Raw genomic sequence first — 17,787 nt, 5'->3', positions numbered from 1 at the left:
GATTGCGCTCACACCGCCCGTGTAGGAGCGGTCGATAGAGCTTTTACGAAGGTTGGATGACAGTTGGATGACAGGAGCAAGCAACTGAAATCACTTGCATTTAAGCTGACGCCGGGGGCTTCGCGTGGGGAAAACAGGCGGTAAACGTAGCCCCGTTCCGCGGCACGCTTTCGATCAAAAGCCGGCCGCGATGACGGTTAAGAATATGTTTCACCAGCGATAAACCGAGACCGGTTCCACCCTGCGCGCGGCTGTCGCCGACATCGACCCGGTAGAAGCGCTCGGTCAACCGCGGCAGGTGTTCCGGGGCGATGCCGGGACCGAAATCGCGGACCATGACGCGGACTTCCGGCGCGCCGTCGGCCGCGGCGGCCTCCTTCAGCGAAACCATCACCCGCCCGCCGGAGGCGCCATATTTGAGCGCGTTCTCGATCAGGTTTTCGAACAGCCGCAGCAGCTCCTCGCGGTCGCCCGCGATCGTCACCGGCGCGGCCGGCAGATCGATTTCGATCTCGACCTGGCGCTCCCTGGCGAGCGCTTCCAACCCATCGGCGACCTGGCGAATGATGGGGACGATATCGACCGAGGACTCGGGCTGCACATGCGCCGACAATTCGACCCGCGACAGCGACAGCAGATCGTCGATCAGCCGCGCCATCCGCGTCGCCTGCGCATGCATGATGGAGAGGAAGCGCTCGCGCGCCTTGGCATCCTCCTTGGCAGGGCCCTGCAGCGTATCGATGAAGCCGGACAAAGCAGCGAGCGGCGTGCGCAATTCATGGCTGGCATTGGCGACGAAATCGGCGCGCATTTCCTCGACCCGCCGCAGCGGCGTCTGATCGTGGAAGGTCAGCAGCATGCATTTCTCGGTGCCGCCGAACGTTGTCGGCACCGGCACCGGCGTGATGATCAGCTCCATCCAGCGGTCGACCGGCCCCTGGTCGAGATAGCTCGCGCGGCGCGGCTCGGTGGTGGCGATCGCCTCGCGCAGCGCGGTGACAATCTCGGGTGAGCGCAGCGCGAACTGCGCCAGCTCGTTCTTGCGCAGCGCCGGCGCAAGCTGGGCCGCCGCGGCATTGAGATGTATGACGCGCCCGGCGCGGTCGAGCAGCACGGCCGGATCCGGCATGCCGGCCACGACCGCGCTGACGGCAGCGGTTTCTACGGGACGCACCGCGCCAGCATCCTCGCGGGAACTGACGGCATCGTGCAGCCGCCATGGCACCAGCGCCGCGGCCGCGATGCATATGAAAACGGCGACCGCGCGCGCCAGCGACACATCGGCCAGCACCACCAGCGCGCACAGCGCAAAGCCCGCTGCGAGCAGGATGATGGCCGAATGCCTCAGCCGGTCCGGCCACGGTGCAAAGAAGGAGGCAGAGTGAGAATCGTCAATCGCCATGGCGCAGGCTTTCTTCCTCTAATGCTGAGGCGCCCGCCGCATCATCAGGTGCCCGTTTCCCCACGCTCGCGCACATAGACGGCGGCCTCATGCCTCGGCGGCTCAGGGTCGGCGGCAGGCGCCAGTTGGCGCAGGCGCTTCGAACGCGCGCCGATGATAATCTCCCTAAGCGTCAGCAAGATTACAGAAATGACAAACGGCCCGATATAATAGAGCACGCGGAACAGCAGCATGCCGGCGAGCAGTTCCTCCCGGTCCATCTGCCAGAGTCCGACCAGCATGGCGGCATCGAACACGCCGAGCCCGCCCGGCGAATGGCTGGCGAAGCCGAGCAGCGTCGCCGAGACGAAGATCACGGCGACGACGACGAAACCGATTTGCGGCTCGTCCGGCACCAGCATGTACATGGCCAGCGCACAGAAGCCGAGATCGACGATGCCGATGGCGATCTGCAGCAGCGTCAGCGGGCCGCCCGGCAGCGTCACCGTCCACGGCCCGCGGCCGACGCCGCGGGGCGCGGCCCAGACCCAGGCCACATATCCGAACAGGGCGAGGAGGATGCCGAACGCCGCGATGCGGTTGAGCCAGGGCGGCAGCTGGTCGATCGAGGCGGCGGCCTCCGGATGGTAGGCGATGCCAAGGCCGAGCACCGCGGCATTGCCGAGCCAGAAGGTCAGCCCGGCGAGGAAGCAGATCTTGGCAACGTCGATCGCATTCAGCCCCCAGGCCGAATAGATGCGGTAGCGCACCGCGCCGCCGGTGAAGACGCTGGCGCCGACATTGTGCCCGATCGAATAGGAGGTGAAGGCGGCCAGCGCATTGACGCGATACGGCACGTGGCGCTGGCCGATGGCGCGGACCGCGAACCAATCGTAGAAAGTAAGTGTGAAATAGCCCGCCGCGACGAACAGGGCCGCCAGCGCGACCTGGGTCGGCTCGGTGCTCTTGATGGCGTCGATCACCTCATTGGTGTCGATGCCGCGGAGCATGTGATAGAGCACGTAGCACGCAACGGCGATCACCGCGATGCTGATCAAGACCCCGAGCTTGTGCAGGACCTGCTTCTGGCGCAGAAACGAGATCGCCCTGCGTATTGCTTCCAGCATCTACACCTCGAATTGCGTTTCCGTGACAACGGCAATGGCGCGAACCCCGCCGCTGACGCTACGCTCCCTGGCCTCTCTGGTAGCGCGTTTTGGGCCGCAGTGGAATTCGCCTGACGACGATAAAACGCGCTTCTTCAACATATTAGGTCTGGTTGACGACTGCGGTAGCAGGGTTTTTCTACCATCCCCCGCCCCGTGCAGGTTTCGGACCATAGAAGGGGTTGGTCAACAACCCGTGACAATGACGGCGGCGCGGCCAGCAGGCGCATCAGGCCGGCGGCGCGCTGCGCGAGACCACCCAGCCGCGCAGCAACGATCCGACCGTGCAGCCGCACAAATAAAGTGCGAACATGATCAGTCCGAGATCGAGCCAGTAGCCGAAACGGCCGGGCACCACGCGCGTGAGCGCGGCGGCGATCAGCGCCGCGACCAACGCCGAAAGGCCCCATCGCAGCTTCCGCGACACCCCATCGCCGCGCTGAACCACCGAAATCCAGCCCATGGCGAAGCCGAGCAGCACCGACCCCACGAGCCAACCCCAGTAGAATGTGGTCAGATAGCCCATGCTCACTTCACCACGAAATCGATGCGGCGGTTCTGCGCCTTGCCCTGGTCGTTGTCATTACCCGCAATCGGCTGCGTCGAGCCATAGCCGACCGCGCTGAACCGGCTCGCCGGCAGCCCCGCCTTGACGAGGTAGTCGGCAACCGCCTGCGCGCGCTTCTCCGACAGCGCCTGGTTGGCCGCCTCGTCACCGTCGCTGTCGGTATGCCCCGATATCTCGATGTTGGCGGTCGGACAGCGCAACGCGGTTTCGATCAGGCGGTCGAGCAGGCCGGCGGAATCGGCGACAATGTCGGCCTTGCCGGATTCGAAGCGGATCCGAGCCTTGCCGAGCAGCTCGGTGAACAATTGCTGGCACACAGTCGCATCGACCGGCGCGGCGGCCGGCTTGACCGAGATTTCCGGTGTGAACTGCCAGCCTTGCGGAAAATCCTTGCCGAGGCCGGCGCGGATCTGGGCGGCAGCGGCTTCATAGAGCGCGTCTCCCGACAGCTTCACCTCGCGGTCGGAGACGACGAGCGTGCCGGTCGAGAGCCGCGACAGCGCACCGAGCGCGGGCACGACAGCGGCGGCGAAGCGCGATGGCGCGCCGATGCTTTCCTTGAGATTGTCGACGACCTTTTCGTTGAAGAACTTGCGGCCCGCCGCCGCGACCAGTTCGGCGTGGGCATTCTTGTCAGGCACATAGCCGGTCAGCGTCAGCGTCACCGCGACCGGGTCCTTGTAGGCCTGGAAGATGTAGGGCGGCGCCTTGACGTCGTTGGCCGCGACCGAAAAGCCCTCCGGCAGATTTTTCAACGCGGCGGCGATGGCCTCGCGGCCGCCGAGTTCGCGCGCCATGCCGGAAAGGCTCACGCTGGTATCGGACAGCGTTATCTTGCCGTCCTTCAGTTTTCCGACCTGATCGAGCAGCAGCAGCGCGACGCTGTCGAATCCTTGCGGCGCTCCGCGCGCCAGATTCATCCGGTCGGCCACTTCGATGCCGCCGAGATTGGCGCGGGCGGCTTCCATCAGGCGGCCCTTGATGGCCGGCAAGGGCGAACTGCCCGACAACGTCACGCGGACGACATCGCGTTCCGCCGACCAGACGAACGGCTTGGCTTCGGGAACGAGCCGGGTTTCGTCGTTGACCAGCCGCACGCCCGGCACAGCCGCGACCGACGTCACCGCACCCTGCCGGCCGCCTTCCGAAAAGGCATCCGCTGCGAGCGTCACATCCCGGCCGGCGACCGAAATTCGCCTTTTGTCGAGGACGGTGTCCTTAAGGGCCGCGATTGAGCGCTGCGCCAGATCGGCTTCCAGCGGCTCAGTGCTCGTCCAGGCCGCGATAGCCCAAAAGATGACCAAAGGAATGATGCCCGGCCACCATTTGCCACTCCACCTGAAAAGTCCGTGCATTCGAGTTCCCGCAGGGTCTGAAACGGAGAGAAAACAAACCCTTGCGGGACTGTCAAACACGAAATGTCGCAGCCGCCGGCCGGCTCTGAAACGGGTCCGGCTAACTGTTTCTTCAGCGATGTTTCGCTAGTTTCTCTCCGTAAATAACCGGGCGGCCCCTACATCCCGATGAAACTGCTTCGCAACACCGTCATTCGCGCCGGACTGGAAGCGCTGTACTTCTCCGGTGCGCATTATCTGCTGCGGCCAATCTTCGCAGGTGTCGGCGTCATTTTCATGCTCCATCACGTCCGTCCCCGCCGCGACGGCGAGTTTCAGCCCAACCATCATCTCGAGGTCGAGCCGGAATTCTTGCGTGCGCTGCTGGCCCACCTTCGGGCGCTCGAGGTCGACATCGTTACGATGGACGAGGCGCATCAGCGGCTGCAGGCGCGCGATTTCGCGCGGCGCTTCGCCTGCTTCACCCTCGACGACGGCTATCGCGACAACCGCGATCACGCCTTGCCGGTGATGCGCGAGTTTGACGCGCCGCTCACCGTCTATGTGACGAGCGATTTCGCCGAAGGCACCGGGCGGTTGTGGTGGGTCGCGCTGGAGCGGACGATCGCCAAGGCGGCTTCGATCGAAGTGCCGATCGGCGGCACCAAGATCAAGCTCGACGCCTCGACGCCGGCGGCCAAGCAGGTGGCCTTCGACCGCATGCATGACTGGCTGCGCCAACTGCCGACCGAGCACGACATGCGACGCGAAATTTCCGCGCTATGCACGCGGCATGATGTGGACGAAGCACCGATCGCCCGCGAGCTCTGCATGTCCTGGGAAGAATTGCAGGCGTTCGCCGACGATCCGCTGGTGACGATCGGCGCGCACACGATCACGCATTGCAACCTGGCGCGGCAGAGCGAGGAGACCGCCGCGTTCGAGCTGACCGAGAGCCGCGCGCGGATCGAGGCGGCGCTGCAGCGGCCGGTGCTGCATCTCGCCTATCCCTATGGCGACCGGATCGCGGCCGGCCGGCGCGAATTCACGCTGGCCAAGGCCGCCGGCTTCAAGACCGCAGTGACGACGCGGCCGGGCATGATCTTCCCGGAGAGCGCCGACCACCTGACCGCGCTGCAACGGGTTTCGCTCAACGGCAACTACCAGGACGCGCGGATCATTCCCGTCCTGACCTCCGGCGCCGCCACCGCGATGTGGAACGGATTTCGTCGCATCGACGCGGCGTAGATTCCTGTTGTTGGGCTACGGCTCCTGCGTACGTAACATTTGTGAGGACCCGACCGCCTGTCCGCGGTGCCACGGTCATGAAAAGTTAAGACAGGCAGGCGACGATAAAAGATTATCAATCGTATCTTGAGAAGCTGCGCAAAGACGCGGCCGAATGCGCGCTTGTCCGGGACCTGGCTACTGACAAAGCGAAGCGGGAAATGTTCGATCGTCTTGCGCGACATCTGGATGAACTGGCTGACGAAGTCGAACGGCCCATGGATGGCCGGCAGGCCGGCTGATGTTCAGTGGGGCGAGTATGCGGATAAAAACGCTACTCGTTCTGCTGGGCGCTACGGCGCTGGGAGCCTACTATATCGGCCGCCATAGCAACCCCGTCGCGCAGCCGCAGCCCTCCGTAACCAAGGCTGTCGCTTCGCACCCCCTGTATCACCCCCCATTGCCGCGACCGCGACCGCGGACAAACTCATCACCCGTCGCAAGCGCACGTTCGCGCGATTGATGCAGGCCTCTCCTGCGAGCGGAGAGTGTGGCACCGGCGACGCGGCGCGTGCCTCATACGTCGTCCCTGCGAACGCAGGGACCCATACGCCGCGACCCATCCGTCAGGGCGATGAAGCAGCCGTCTGCCAAAATAACCAAAGCCGGTGGTTATGGGTCCCTGCGTTCGCAGGGACGACGACGGATGCCTTCCTTGACTCATCGCCCTCCCCCGCCCAAAACCGGCGGCAAGACAATGGAGGAACGCATGTTCAAGGATCTGTTTTCGCTTAACGGCCGGATCGCGCTGGTGACTGGTGGCTCGCGCGGCATCGGCAAGATGATCGCGGCCGGTTTTCTCGCGCAGGGCGCAGCCAAGGTCTATATCACTGCGCGCAAGGCCGGCCCCTGCGAGGCCACCGCGAAAGAACTCACCGCCGCCTATGACGGCGAATGCATCGCGCTGCCGATCGACATCTCGACGGTGGCGGGCTGCGAGAAGCTGGCTTCCGAAATGATCAGGCTGGAGCCGAAGCTCGACATCCTCGTTAACAATGCCGGCGCTGCATGGGGCGCGGAGTTCGACGAATTCCCGGAGAGCGGCTGGGACAAGGTGATGAACCTCAACGTCAAGTCGCTGTTCTTCCTGACCAAGGCGCTGGCCAAACCCTTGCGTGCGGCAGCTTCGGCCGAGCGGCCCGGCAAGGTGATCAACATCGCGTCCATCGACGGCATCTTCGTCAACCCGACGGAGACCTACTCCTACGCCGCGAGCAAGGCCGCCGTGATCCACCTGACGCGGCGGATGGCGGCCAAGCTGATCAAGGACAACATCAACGTCACCGCGATCGCGCCGGGCGCCTTCGCCTCCGACATGAACCGCGCCGCGCGCGACCAGGCCGAGGCGGTGGCCAAGCGCGTTCCGGCACGGCGCATCGGCACAGATGAGGATATGGCGGGGATTGCGATCTATCTCGCCTCGCGCGCGGGCGACTATGTGGTCGGCAACACGATCGCGGTCGACGGCGGCGTGGTGTATGCGACGGCCGGCAGCGAGATCGCGGGGTAGGCGGAGTCCGTCAAGCCAGCGTCGTCCCGGCGAACGCCGGGACCCATACCGCGTGATGCATCGAGAGCGCAGGATGGTGGACGCCGTACCGAAATAACGGCGTCCGGTGGTTATGGGCCCCGGCTCAAGGCCGGGGCGACAGTGAAGGTCACGTCTCGATCTTCACATACTCGAAATCGCCGGGCTTGTTGTCGATGCCGACTTTCGGCGGCGAGATCCAGGAAGCGAAGGCGCCGATTTCCGTCACCGGCTTCATCAGCGAGGCGATGAAGTCGCCATCCTGCGACGAGGGCAACCATTCGCTCCTACGTTTGTTCCAGGTGGCGTCGTCGATCAGCACGCCCTCGGGCGTGGCATGGATATCCTTGAACTCGCCGATCTGGCGGTGGAACGCGACGTTCGGCAGCGTCAGCTTGTACTGATAGCCTGATGTCGAGATCACCTTGTTCCAGCGCAGCATGCCCTTGACGCAGTCCTGGGTGTAGTCGTCGCGCAGGCGCATGTTGAGCGCGGTCAGCGCCGGCTCGTCGACGCGCTTGATCACGCCATCGACCAGCTTGAGCACCGGATAGGTCGCGTTCTTGAGCTGGTGGTCGTCGTCGATCTGAGTTTCCTTGTAGCGGCCCTTGATGCCGGCGTTGAAGGCGTTCGCCGCGTTGGTCGAAACCTCCGAGCCGAACAGGTCGAGCGACAGCGAATAGTGCAGGTTCAGCTTCTTCTGGATGGTCGGCAGGTCGATGACCCCCAGCGCGCGGACTTTTGCGATATCGGTCGGATCGGTGATGCCGGCTTCCCGCATCGCCTCGCAGGTGCGCTGCACGACACGGCTGATGCCGGTCTCGCCGACGAACATGTGGTGCGCCTCTTCGGTCAGCATGAAGCGGCAGGTGCGCGACAACGGATCGAAGCCGGACTGCGCCAGCGAATGCAACTGCATCTTGCCGTCGCGGTCGGTGAAATAGGTGAACATGAAGAACGACAGCCAGTCCGGCGTCGCCTCGTTGAAGGCGCCGAGCATCCGCGGTGAGTCCGCATCGCCGGAGCGGCGGCGCAGCAAATCATCGGCTTCCTCGCGGCCGTCGCGGCCGAAATATTTCTGCAAGAGATAGACCATCGCCCAGAGATGGCGGCCTTCCTCGACATTGACCTGGAACAGGTTGCGCAGGTCGTAAAGCGAGGGCGCGGTCTTGCCGAGATGGCGTTGCTGCTCGACGGAAGCCGGCTCGGTGTCGCCCTGGATCACGATCAGGCGGCGCAGCATGGCGCGGTGCTCGCCGGGGACTTCCTGCCAGGCCGGCTTGCCGTAATGCTCGCCGAAGGGAACGACGCGGTTTTCTTCCTGCGGCGCCAGCAAAATGCCCCAGCGATATTCCGGCATCTTCACATAGTCGAACTTGGCCCAGCCGCGCGGATCGACCGAATAGGCGGTGCGTAGATAGACCAGCGACTGCTGAAAGCCTTCCGGCCCCATGTCGCCCCACCAGTCCATGTAGCCGGGATGCCAGCCTTCCAGCGCTTTCAGCACTTGACGGTCTTCGCTGAGATTCACGTTGTTGGGGATCTTGGTCGAATAGTCGACGTTCATGTAATTCATTGGGGGCCTCCCGTGGTTCGGTCTCGTGTCCCGGACGCGGTGCAGCGTTCTTTACGATGCACCGCAGAGCCGGGACCTATTCGGTGGCTGAGGTGGGTCCCGGTTCTGCAGCGCGTCACTTGCGTGCCGCGCAGCGCCCGGGACACGGACTTAAACTCTCGTCATGTCGAATTGCGCCTTCTGGCCGGTGCCGTAGCGGCGCAGCGCGCCGTCTTCGCCGACCGCGTTGGGGCGCTGGAAGATCCAGTTCTGCCACGCCGTGAGGCGGGAGAAGATTTTCGATTCCATGGTCTCGGGCCCGACGAAGCGCAAATTCGCTTCCATGCCGGTGAGGCCGTCGGGCGAGAACGACGTGCGCTCCTCCAGGAACACCCGCACTTCGTCGTCCCAATCGATGTCGTCGAGCGCGAAGGTGACAAGGCCGAGTTCTTCGGCCGCTTCCGCGTCGAGCGTGGTGCCGATGGTGGCTTCGGCACGCTCCAGGTCGGATGGATCGGCTTGGAAGCGCGACTGCAGCCGCGTCAACCCGTGGCTCATCGGATAGGGACCGAAATTCATCGCGGTCAACTGTATCGCCGGCGGCGGCCGGTTGTCGCCCTGGCGCGATCCGATCAGCATGTAGGAGCGGTCGGCGGCGAACACGAGTTCGGCGAGCGTGCCGGCGAAGCAGGAGCCGGGCTCGACCAGCGTCACCAGCGTGCGCGAGGTGACATCGATGCGCTTCAAGACGCGCTTCCAGTAATGCCTGATCTCGTTGACCAGCCAGTGCGCCTTGTTGGCCTCGAGGAAGGCATCGCAGGCGACGACATTGGCGGGATCGCCGTGCGACTTGAACACCAGCATCGCGATCCCGAGCTCGTTGATGCGCAAGTGAAGGATCGCATCATCCAGCTCGCGCGCGACCTGCAGCGGCCAGAACGCCGCGCCTTGCGCGATCAGGCCGTCGATATCGGCCGGTGGCCCCTGCTCCGGCGCCTTGATCGAAATGGTGGCGATGCGCGCCGCGCGGTCGATGTCGACGCTGACAAAACCATAGCGGATGCCGGCCTCGTCGATGGTGCGGTCGAGCGGCGTGAGCATGATGCCGTTGCCGCTGCCGTTGCGTTTCGAAGCGGCCGCGAAAGCCTTGGCGCGCTCGGCGACCTTGGCGTCCAGCTTGCTGTTCGGCGCGATCTCGTCGACCAGCCGCCAGGCGACGGCGCGCTTGCCCTTGATGCCTTCCTCGATGGTGCAGAAGAAATCGGCATGGTCGCGGCGCACCTTGCGCTTGTCGACGACGCGGGTCAGGCCGCCGGTGCCCGGCAGCACCGCGAGCAGCGGCACCTCCGGCAGCGCCACGGCGGCGGCGCCATCATCGGCGAGGATGATGTGGTCGGTCGCCAGCGCCAGCTCATAGCCGCCGCCGGCCGCGGTGCCGTTGACCACGGTGATGAAACGCTGACCGGAATTTTCCGATGAATCTTCCAGGCCGTTGCGGGTCTCGTTGGTGAATTTGCAGAAATTGACCTTGTGGGCGTGCGTCGCGCCCGCCAGCATGCGGATATTGGCGCCGGCGCAGAACACCCGGTTCTTGCCGGAACGCATCACCACGACCTTCACCTCCGGATGCTCGAAGCGCAGCCGCTGCACCACGTCGGCCAGCTCGATGTCGACGCCGAGATCGTAGGAATTCAGCTTGAGCTGGTAGCCCTCGAACAGGCCGGCATTCTCATCGACGTCCATGGTGAGCGTCGCGACTTCGCCATCGACGGCCAGCTTCCAGTGCCGATAGCGCGACGGGTCGGTTTGAAAATCGATGTATTTCGCGCCGCCTGCGAGGACGCGATCTTCGCCGGCCATGAGCCACCCTCTGTCGTTTTCTCTGGTAACGTTCTGATCGTTAGATGCACAATAGTGCATGTTTTAGACTTCGTCCAGCCAAAAACGCCGGAACATGCATTTTGCTTCATGTTCTGACAGCAGCCGAAAACGCCACCCAATCGGCCATGTCGAGCTGCGGCCGGGCCAGCCTCGCTCTGACGAGCTCTGTCAGCGCCGCCACCGGAAAGCTGTCGGCGAAACCGTCGCCGCCGGCGCTGCGCAGCCCCAGGGCATCCAGCTCGGTTAGCGCCTCGCCGAGCAGGCGCGCGGTGACGTGGGCTTTCCGCATGCGCAGCCGCAGATTTGCGGTCGCGATCAGGATGCAGGCGCGCAGCAAGGTCCGTTCGCGACCGCCCTGCGGCGCTGCCGCCCACACCGCCTCCAGGATCTCCTGCGCTTCCCAAAAATAGCCGTGGTCGTTGAGCGCGATGCCATAGCGCAGCGCCGGATGGCGCGCCGGCACGTAGCCATGGAAACGCGCCGGCACCAACGCCGTGACCTGCGCCAGCGTCTCGTAATCGGCACTATCTTTCTCGGAGATACCGGGCACATAGGCCCATCGCGGCAGCGGCAAATGGCCCGCGCTGCCGGATGGCGCGATCATCGGGACCTCCCGGCGCGCGCCGGCACGAACGCGCTAGGCGGCGCCTCTGTGCGAGCCGCTCCCCACCTGCAACACCGCGTTTGCGAATTCCTTGATCGCATCGAGCGTCGCCTCCGGCGCATCGCGATGCGGCTGATGTCCCGCCTGTGGAATCACAGTCACATCGACCGGACAGTAGCACTCTTCCCTGGCAATCTCGATCTGCCGCATCGTGCCATACTGGTCGTTCGTGCCCTGCAGGATCGCAACGGGAACGCGGATATAGGCGAGGTGTTCGGAAATGTCCCACTTGCGGAAGTCCGGATCGAGCCAGGCGCCGTTCCAACCATAGAAGGCGTTGTCGACGTCCCGGTGCCAGCGCGACAGCTTGCCCTTCAGGTTGGTGGTCTCGTAGGCGGTCCGGATCTGCGCGATCGAGGCGATGGAAATATTCTCGACGATGAAGTGCGGGGCGATCAGCGCGAGGCCCTGCACGCGGTGATCCTGATGCGAGCCGGCATAGATCGCCGCGATCGAGGCGCCGTCGGAATGGCCGAGCAGCATGCCGTGGCGAAAGCCGATCTTCTCGAGTAGTTTCGGCAGCACATCGAGCGCCTCGACATGCATGTAGTCGAGCGGACGCGGCAGTTTGACCGGCGTCGATGCGCCATAGCCGGCGCGCGAATAGACGAACACGCCGGCCCCGGTCGCGGCCTGAAGCTGATCGGGAAAATCGCCCCACAGCTTCGTTGATCCCAGCCCCTCATGCAGCATCACAATGGTCGGCGCGTGCTCGGGCGACGGGCCGATCATGCGGTATTCGAGATGCGCGGCGCCGACGGTGAGGAAGCCTTGGGGGGTTAGGGTTGTCATTGTAAGCTTTCCGAAAGTGATCGTGACGTCGTACTCGCAAGCTCGTCGTCTCGGTCTTGAGCCGGGACCCATACTCCGCGGCTCCTCGCATAGGCAGGATGGCCGACACCTTCCTGAACAACAGAGGCCGCGGCGTATGGGTCCCGGCGTTCACCGGGACGACACGCGGAGGTTACTGCGCCCCATCCCGCAGCTTGAACCTTTGAATCTTCCCCGTCGCTGTCTTCGGCAGACTATCGACGACTTCAACCCAGCGCGGATATTTCCACGGGCCGATCTTCTGCTTGACGTGCTCTTTCAGCGATTCATAGAGGCCGTCCGAGCGGCCGCCTTCGCGCAGCACGACAAACGCCTTCGGTTTCAACAGGCCTTCCGGATCGGCATGGGGCACGACGGCGGCCTCCAGGACGGCCGGGTGCGTGATCAGCGCGCTCTCGACCTCGAAGGGCGAAACCCAGATGCCGGATACCTTGAACATGTCGTCGGCGCGGCCGCAGAAGGTGTAGCGGCCATCCGCGTCGCGAACATATTTGTCGCCGGTGCGGGTCCAGTTGCCCTGAAAGGTGTGCCGGCTCTTGCTGCGCTGATTCCAGTAGCCTTCGCCGGCCGACGGCGCCTCGACGAGAAGCTCGCCGATTTCGCCGTCCGCGACGTCATCGCCGGTCTCGCTGACCAGCCGGACCTGATAGCCGGGGACCGGCCGGCCTGATGTCCCGTATTTGATGTCGCCGGGCGCGTTCGACACGAAGATATGCAATAGCTCGGTCGAGCCGATGCCGTCGAGGATGTCGACGCCAAAGCGCGCCTTCCAGGCCAGACCGACGGATTCCGGCAACGCCTCGCCGGCGGAGGTGCAGATGCGCAGCCGCGTCCCTGCCCGCTCGTTCTTCGTCGTCTCCTCGTTGAGCATCGCCGCAAACAGCGTCGGCGCGCCGTAGAAGATCGTCGGGTTGTATTTGTTCAGGAGCGCGAACATCAGCGCCGGCGTCGGCCGGTCGGCGTTGAGCACTGTCGAGGCGCCGACCGACATCGGAAAGGTCAGCGCGTTGCCGAGGCCGTAAGCGAAGAACAGCTTTGCCGCCGAGAGACAGACGTCGTTCTCGTTGATGCCGAGCACCTGCTTGGCATAGGTGTCGGCGGTGGCCTGAAGGTTGGCGTGCAGATGGCGCACGCCCTTCGGCATGCCGGTGGAGCCCGAGGAGTACAGCCAGAACGCCGGCTCGTCGGGATGGGTTTGCACCGTGGCGAAGGAGTCGCTCTCTCCTGCCAACTCCTCGGAAAGCAGTTTGTGGCCGAACGCATTCTTGCCCGACACGACGACGCAATCGAGGTCCGCCATGCGGCCCACGATATCCTTCACGACGGGATAGAGCGCTTCGGAAACGAACAGCACGCGGGCGCGGCTGTCGGCCAGCACGTAGGCATATTGCTCCGCGGTCAGCAGCGTGTTCAGCGGCACCGGCACGATGCCGGCGCGGATCGCGCCGAGAAACACGGCGGGAAAGTCGACCGTATCAAGCATGATCATCGCCACGCGCTCCTCGCGGCGGACGCCGAGGCGGCGCAGCATGTTAGCGACACGGCAGGTCTGCCGCTGCAGCTCGCCATAGCTGAGTTCGGAGACCGTATCGGTGAAGGCGAGCTTGGTGCCACGGCCCTCATCGACGTTGCGATCGAGCAGCCAGGTCACCGCATTGTACGAACCGGACATGTATGAACCGGACGTGCCGCTCACGACGCTTCTCCCACAGTTTTTAAGAATTATAATTCATAGAAAGCCACCGGCCACGCTTGCTGTCAATCCTCATCGGCATTATGTTTCCGAAATACCTCCTTACCCGTGGCAGCGCCGAACGAGGGCAATGACCGAGGCCAGCGACCCCGAAACCGGCTTTCTCGAGCAGCTTGGCCAGCGTGTGCGCACCATGCGCGCCCTGCGCGGCATGTCGCGAAAAGTGCTCGCCAAGGTTTCCGGAATTTCCGAGCGCTACATCGCGCAGCTCGAAAGCGGCAAGGGCAATGTCTCGATCGTGCTGCTGCGCCGCGTGTCGAACGCGATGGGCGCGCATCTCGAAGACCTGATTCCCTCCGCCGAGCCGACGCCGGACTGGGCCGTCATTCGCGATCTCCTGCGCAAGGCAACGCCGGCACAGATCGCGCAGGCCAAGGACGCGCTCGCCGGCGGCGCGGCGGCCGCGCAGCGCCGCATCTCGTTCGCCGGCATCGCGCTGATCGGCCTGCGCGGCGCCGGCAAGTCGACGCTAGGGCGAATGCTGGCGAAAAAGATCGGCTGGAAGTTCGTCGAGCTCAACAAGGAGGTCGAGGCGCAGAACGGCCTTTCGGTTGCCGAGATCATCGCGCTGTACGGCCAGGAAGGCTTTCGCCGGATGGAGCAGGCGGCGCTGTCGCAGCTATTGGCCCGCAAGGAGCTGATGGTGCTGGCGACCGGCGGAGGCATCGTCTCCGAGCCATTGACCTTCGATCTGATCCTGTCGTCGTTCTACACGATCTGGATCAAGGCCGATCCGGAAGAGCACATGGCCCGCGTCCGCGGCCAGGGCGACCTGCGGCCGATGGCCGATGATCGCTCCGCGATGGCCGAATTGCGCAACATCCTGGTCAGCCGCGAGCCGCTCTATGCCCGCGCCTCCGCCGTGGTCGATACCGCGGGACTTTCCGTCGACACCGCGGCCGCGCGCTTAAGCGATGCCGTGGCCCCGGTGCTGCACGACAAGCACGCTTTTGGCCTGCGCAGCGCGGTGTCCTGACCGTTCCGGCCTCTGAACGATCCATCTTGGCCTGAGTTCACCATGCGGGCGCATGCTCGCGCCGGTTGTGCCTTGCGCAAATTAACCACCTGGCAAATTCCATGCGCACGGGGGCAGCAACACACCCTCCAATTGTGTTACCAATCCGTTAATTGGAATGGAGAGGATGATGCTGGAACGCCGCCTGCAACACAGAAACCGGGTCTATTACGGCGGACTGATTGCGTTTAACGGCCGCAACTCGACGGTCGACTGCGTCGTGCGCAATTTCAGCTCGCGCGGCGCCAAGATCGAATTCGAGAATTCGGCGATGCTGCCCGACAGCGTCGACTTCGAGGTCGCGCGCAAGGGCCTGACCTGCCTCGCCCGCCTGGTCTGGCGCGATCACAACGCGGCGGGCCTGGTGTTTTGCGAAGAGCACGAGACGGGCAGCGTCGTTACGCTGGACTGGGCGCGCAAGCTCCGCGCCAGCGAGCGCGCCAACCGCCGGCTGAAATCGCGCCTCGATCAGCTATTGAACGAGCATTGAATGCGGCCTCGTCTGGAATAGCCGCATGAGCACGCTTGAAAATGAGGACTTCCCGCGCGCCGGCTTCAGGCCGCCGAAGGCGCGGCGGCGTCCGCTGCGCACGATCCTGCTGGCGCTGCTGACGCAGTATTTGATTATCGCCACACTCGTCGGCGTGACCGTCGCGGTGACGCTACATTACCGGGTAACGCCGCAGATCGTCGCCACGTTCGAGACGCTCGAAGCCGCGCTCAAGCGCCTATCGCCGCGCTAGCGCGGTTGATCTGATATCATGCGCCCCCGAGTGCCCTCGCACTCACTCTTCGATCGCGATACTGATGGCATGAAGCTGCTTTTCCTCCATGGCGCGCCCGCCGCCGGCAAACTGACCGTCGCAAAGGCGCTGCTCCGGATCGTGCCGGCCCGGCTGATGGACAATCACGCCGCGATCGACCTGGCGCTGACGGTCTTCGACTTTGGCGCGCCCGGCTTCTGGGAGCTGGTTCAGAACGTCCGCGAAGCCGCGTTCGAAGCCGCCGCCGAACGGGACGTGCCGCTGTTGGTCACAACCTTCTGCTATGCCGAGCCCGAAGATCGCGTGTATTTCGGCCGTGTCGAGCAGATCATGCAGCGCTATGACGGCGAACTGCTTCCGGTCTTCCTGCACTGCTCGCGTGAGGAGGCTTTGCGCAGGATCGGCAATCCCGACCGCGTGGCGCGGCGCAAAATATCTTCCGGCGAGCATCTGATCCGCGATCTCGACCGCTATGATCTCACCGCGGTGCCGCGCGCCGATTGCCTCAGGCTGGATACGAGCAACGATCCGGCCGCGGTGACCGCGCAGCGGATCGTTCGCCATTTCAGGCTCGACGCCTGAAGCGCAGGTCGGGCAGCACATCACCTGTCGCCGTCATCTTGAGCCGCCAACCCCGTCATTGCGAGCGTAGCGAAGCAATCCATCGCGCCACAAGCGGAGAGATGGATTGCTTCGTCGCTTCGCTCCTCGCAATGACGGTGGACGCTATCCGAGCTTCGCGAAGGCGGAGGCGTGCTGGATGATGCCGGTGGTCGGGAGCTCGCCTCCTCCAAGCGGCAGCACCATCAGATGCGGTCCGGCATAGGGTGACGTAAAACCCGCCGCCTTGGTGGCATCGAATCCGAAACGGCGATAGAAGGCGCCATCGCCCAGAACGAAAATTCCCCGCCAGCCGGCAGCCTCGCTGCGCGCGATCCCTTGCTGGATCAAGCGGCTGGCAAAACCTGTCCGGCGGTACTCCGGCAGCACCGCGACCGGTGCGAGCGCCAGCGCGGGAAACGGTGCTTTCATCCGTGAGAACATGATATGGCCGACGACGATGCCGTCATCCACGGCGACCAGCGAGAACGCACAGTCGCCGGCCGCGCGGAGATCGTCGACCAGCTGCGCTTCGACCGGCTGGCCGAACGCGACTTCCTGGACGATGCGGATGGCCGCAATATCGTCGGGCATTTCGAACCTGACTATCATGTCTTACACCAGCAGCGATTTCACCGAGGCGGCAACCTCCTGCAGCCGCGGCAGGAAACGCTCGATCATCTCCTCCGCGGAAACGCGGTCGACATGCGCGCCCATGTTGATGGCGGCAACGATGGCGCCGTCATAGCGGCGCACCGGCACCGAGACCGAGCGAAACCCCGGCTCGGCTTCGCGGTCGACCAGCGAATAGCCTTGCGCGCGATCGGCGATGATGGTTTTGAGCAACTTCTTCTTGTCGGTGACTGTGAACGGCGTCAGCGCAGTAAGCTCCATCCGGCCAAGCGCAGCAGCGAGTTCGTCATCTGATAGCCGCGACAGCAGGACACGGCCGACCGAGGTGCAGAACGCCGGCAGCCGATAGCCGATATCGATCCCTGCCGAAAAGATACGCGTCGGGCTGGCGCGCGCGATGAAGACCACGTCGTTGCCGTCGAGGATCGCCATCGAGGAGATTTCCTGCGCCTCGCTCGACAATCGATCGAGCGCCGGCTGTAGCACCGAGACGACGTGGTTGGATGCGAGATAGCTCGATGCCAAGACCAGCACGCGCGGCATCAGGCGAAACAGCTTGCCGTCGGTGGTGACGAAGCCGGCGCGCTCCAGCGTGAAGAGAATCCGCCGGGCGGTGGCGCGCGGTAGGAGGGCGGCCTTGGCGAGATCGCTCAGCGTCATCGGCTGCTGGCTGCTGCCGAACACCTCCAGCACCCGCAGGCCGCGGTCGAGGCTTTCGATGAAATCGGTCGCGCCGCGGTTGTCTGCGTCCGCCGCGCGCTTAAGCTTGGGCATCGCTGCCTCCAAAATCCGCTTGCCTCATCTCCAGCCTACGCTAGAATCGCACA

Annotated in this window: 17 protein-coding genes; 6 read left to right on the top strand and 11 right to left on the bottom strand. The window is 64.4% G+C overall.

The genetic code is table 11. The features are described 5' to 3' along the window. Nucleotides 1-100: 100 nt before the first annotated feature. The 4 genes from QA643_RS03280 to QA643_RS03265 form a co-directional block, all read right to left on the bottom strand. Nucleotides 101-1,402: an ATP-binding protein gene (locus QA643_RS03280; RefSeq protein WP_283031779.1), complete on the bottom strand. Its 1,302-nt coding sequence runs from the start codon at nt 1,400-1,402 to the stop codon at nt 101-103. Nucleotides 1,403-1,446: 44 nt separating this feature from the next. After that, nucleotides 1,447-2,508 carry a lysylphosphatidylglycerol synthase domain-containing protein gene (locus QA643_RS03275; protein ID WP_283031778.1) on the bottom strand — a complete coding sequence of 354 codons (1,062 nt, stop codon included), beginning with the start codon at nt 2,506-2,508 and terminating at the stop codon, nt 1,447-1,449. 268 nt (nt 2,509-2,776) lie between these two features. Continuing rightward, nucleotides 2,777-3,073, bottom strand: a complete 297-nt coding sequence (locus QA643_RS03270) for a hypothetical protein (protein WP_283031777.1) — start codon at nt 3,071-3,073, stop codon at nt 2,777-2,779. 2 nt (nt 3,074-3,075) lie between these two features. Beyond that, the gene (locus QA643_RS03265; RefSeq protein ID WP_283031776.1) at nt 3,076-4,470 is read right to left on the bottom strand and encodes an OmpA family protein; all 1,395 of its coding nucleotides are present in this window, start codon (nt 4,468-4,470) and stop codon (nt 3,076-3,078) included. A gap of 168 nt (nt 4,471-4,638) precedes the next feature. Between QA643_RS03265 and QA643_RS03260 the strand changes: the two genes are divergently transcribed. Together QA643_RS03260 and QA643_RS03255 are read left to right on the top strand one after the other, a co-directional pair. Then, nucleotides 4,639-5,697 carry a polysaccharide deacetylase family protein gene (locus QA643_RS03260; RefSeq protein ID WP_283031775.1) on the top strand — a complete coding sequence of 353 codons (1,059 nt, stop codon included), beginning with the start codon at nt 4,639-4,641 and terminating at the stop codon, nt 5,695-5,697. Nucleotides 5,698-6,445: 748 nt separating this feature from the next. Further along, the gene (locus QA643_RS03255) at nt 6,446-7,246 is read left to right on the top strand and encodes an SDR family NAD(P)-dependent oxidoreductase (RefSeq protein WP_283031774.1); all 801 of its coding nucleotides are present in this window, start codon (nt 6,446-6,448) and stop codon (nt 7,244-7,246) included. 148 nt (nt 7,247-7,394) lie between these two features. Here QA643_RS03255 and boxB read toward each other — a convergent pair whose 3' ends face one another. The 5 genes from boxB to QA643_RS03230 all read right to left on the bottom strand — a co-directional run bounded on the left by boxB (nt 7,395) and on the right by QA643_RS03230 (nt 13,867). Next, nucleotides 7,395-8,831 (bottom strand): benzoyl-CoA 2,3-epoxidase subunit BoxB, encoded by a 1,437-nt coding sequence (gene boxB / locus QA643_RS03250; protein ID WP_283034698.1) that lies wholly within the window; start codon nt 8,829-8,831, stop codon nt 7,395-7,397. Between the two features lie 159 nt (nt 8,832-8,990). After that, complete coding sequence (gene boxC, locus QA643_RS03245) at nt 8,991-10,679, bottom strand: 2,3-epoxybenzoyl-CoA dihydrolase (RefSeq protein ID WP_283031773.1); 1,689 nt, start codon at nt 10,677-10,679, stop codon at nt 8,991-8,993. 106 nt (nt 10,680-10,785) lie between these two features. Further along, the gene (locus QA643_RS03240) at nt 10,786-11,304 is read right to left on the bottom strand and encodes a DUF309 domain-containing protein (protein ID WP_283031772.1); all 519 of its coding nucleotides are present in this window, start codon (nt 11,302-11,304) and stop codon (nt 10,786-10,788) included. 33 nt (nt 11,305-11,337) lie between these two features. Continuing rightward, complete coding sequence (locus QA643_RS03235) at nt 11,338-12,156, bottom strand: alpha/beta hydrolase (protein ID WP_283031771.1); 819 nt, start codon at nt 12,154-12,156, stop codon at nt 11,338-11,340. Between the two features lie 172 nt (nt 12,157-12,328). Next, the gene (locus QA643_RS03230) at nt 12,329-13,867 is read right to left on the bottom strand and encodes a benzoate-CoA ligase family protein (protein WP_283034697.1); all 1,539 of its coding nucleotides are present in this window, start codon (nt 13,865-13,867) and stop codon (nt 12,329-12,331) included. Between the two features lie 151 nt (nt 13,868-14,018). Between QA643_RS03230 and QA643_RS03225 the strand changes: the two genes are divergently transcribed. The 4 genes from QA643_RS03225 (at nt 14,019) to QA643_RS03210 (ending at nt 16,309) form a co-directional block, all read left to right on the top strand. Continuing rightward, entirely contained in the window at nt 14,019-14,924 is a 906-nt protein-coding gene (locus QA643_RS03225; RefSeq protein WP_283031770.1) for a helix-turn-helix transcriptional regulator, read from the top strand. A gap of 169 nt (nt 14,925-15,093) precedes the next feature. Beyond that, a complete protein-coding gene (locus QA643_RS03220; protein WP_283031769.1) occupies nt 15,094-15,453 on the top strand; it encodes a PilZ domain-containing protein in 360 nt (119 codons plus the stop codon). A 25-nt stretch (nt 15,454-15,478) separates the two neighbouring features. Further along, nucleotides 15,479-15,706 (top strand): hypothetical protein, encoded by a 228-nt coding sequence (locus QA643_RS03215; RefSeq protein WP_283031768.1) that lies wholly within the window; start codon nt 15,479-15,481, stop codon nt 15,704-15,706. Nucleotides 15,707-15,775: 69 nt separating this feature from the next. Beyond that, a complete protein-coding gene (locus QA643_RS03210; protein WP_283031767.1) occupies nt 15,776-16,309 on the top strand; it encodes a hypothetical protein in 534 nt (177 codons plus the stop codon). Between the two features lie 144 nt (nt 16,310-16,453). Here the strand turns inward: QA643_RS03210 and QA643_RS03205 are convergent, their stop codons facing one another. Continuing rightward, nucleotides 16,454-16,939, bottom strand: a complete 486-nt coding sequence (locus tag QA643_RS03205; protein WP_283031766.1) for an N-acetyltransferase — start codon at nt 16,937-16,939, stop codon at nt 16,454-16,456. 3 nt (nt 16,940-16,942) lie between these two features. Next, nucleotides 16,943-17,734: an IclR family transcriptional regulator C-terminal domain-containing protein gene (locus QA643_RS03200; RefSeq protein ID WP_283031765.1), complete on the bottom strand. Its 792-nt coding sequence runs from the start codon at nt 17,732-17,734 to the stop codon at nt 16,943-16,945. Between the last annotated feature and the right edge of the window lie 53 nt (nt 17,735-17,787).

This window comes from Bradyrhizobium sp. CB3481, assembly GCF_029714305.1.
GTDB lineage: Bacteria > Pseudomonadota > Alphaproteobacteria > Rhizobiales > Xanthobacteraceae > Bradyrhizobium.
This window is presented reverse-complemented; position numbering and strand designations above follow the sequence as displayed.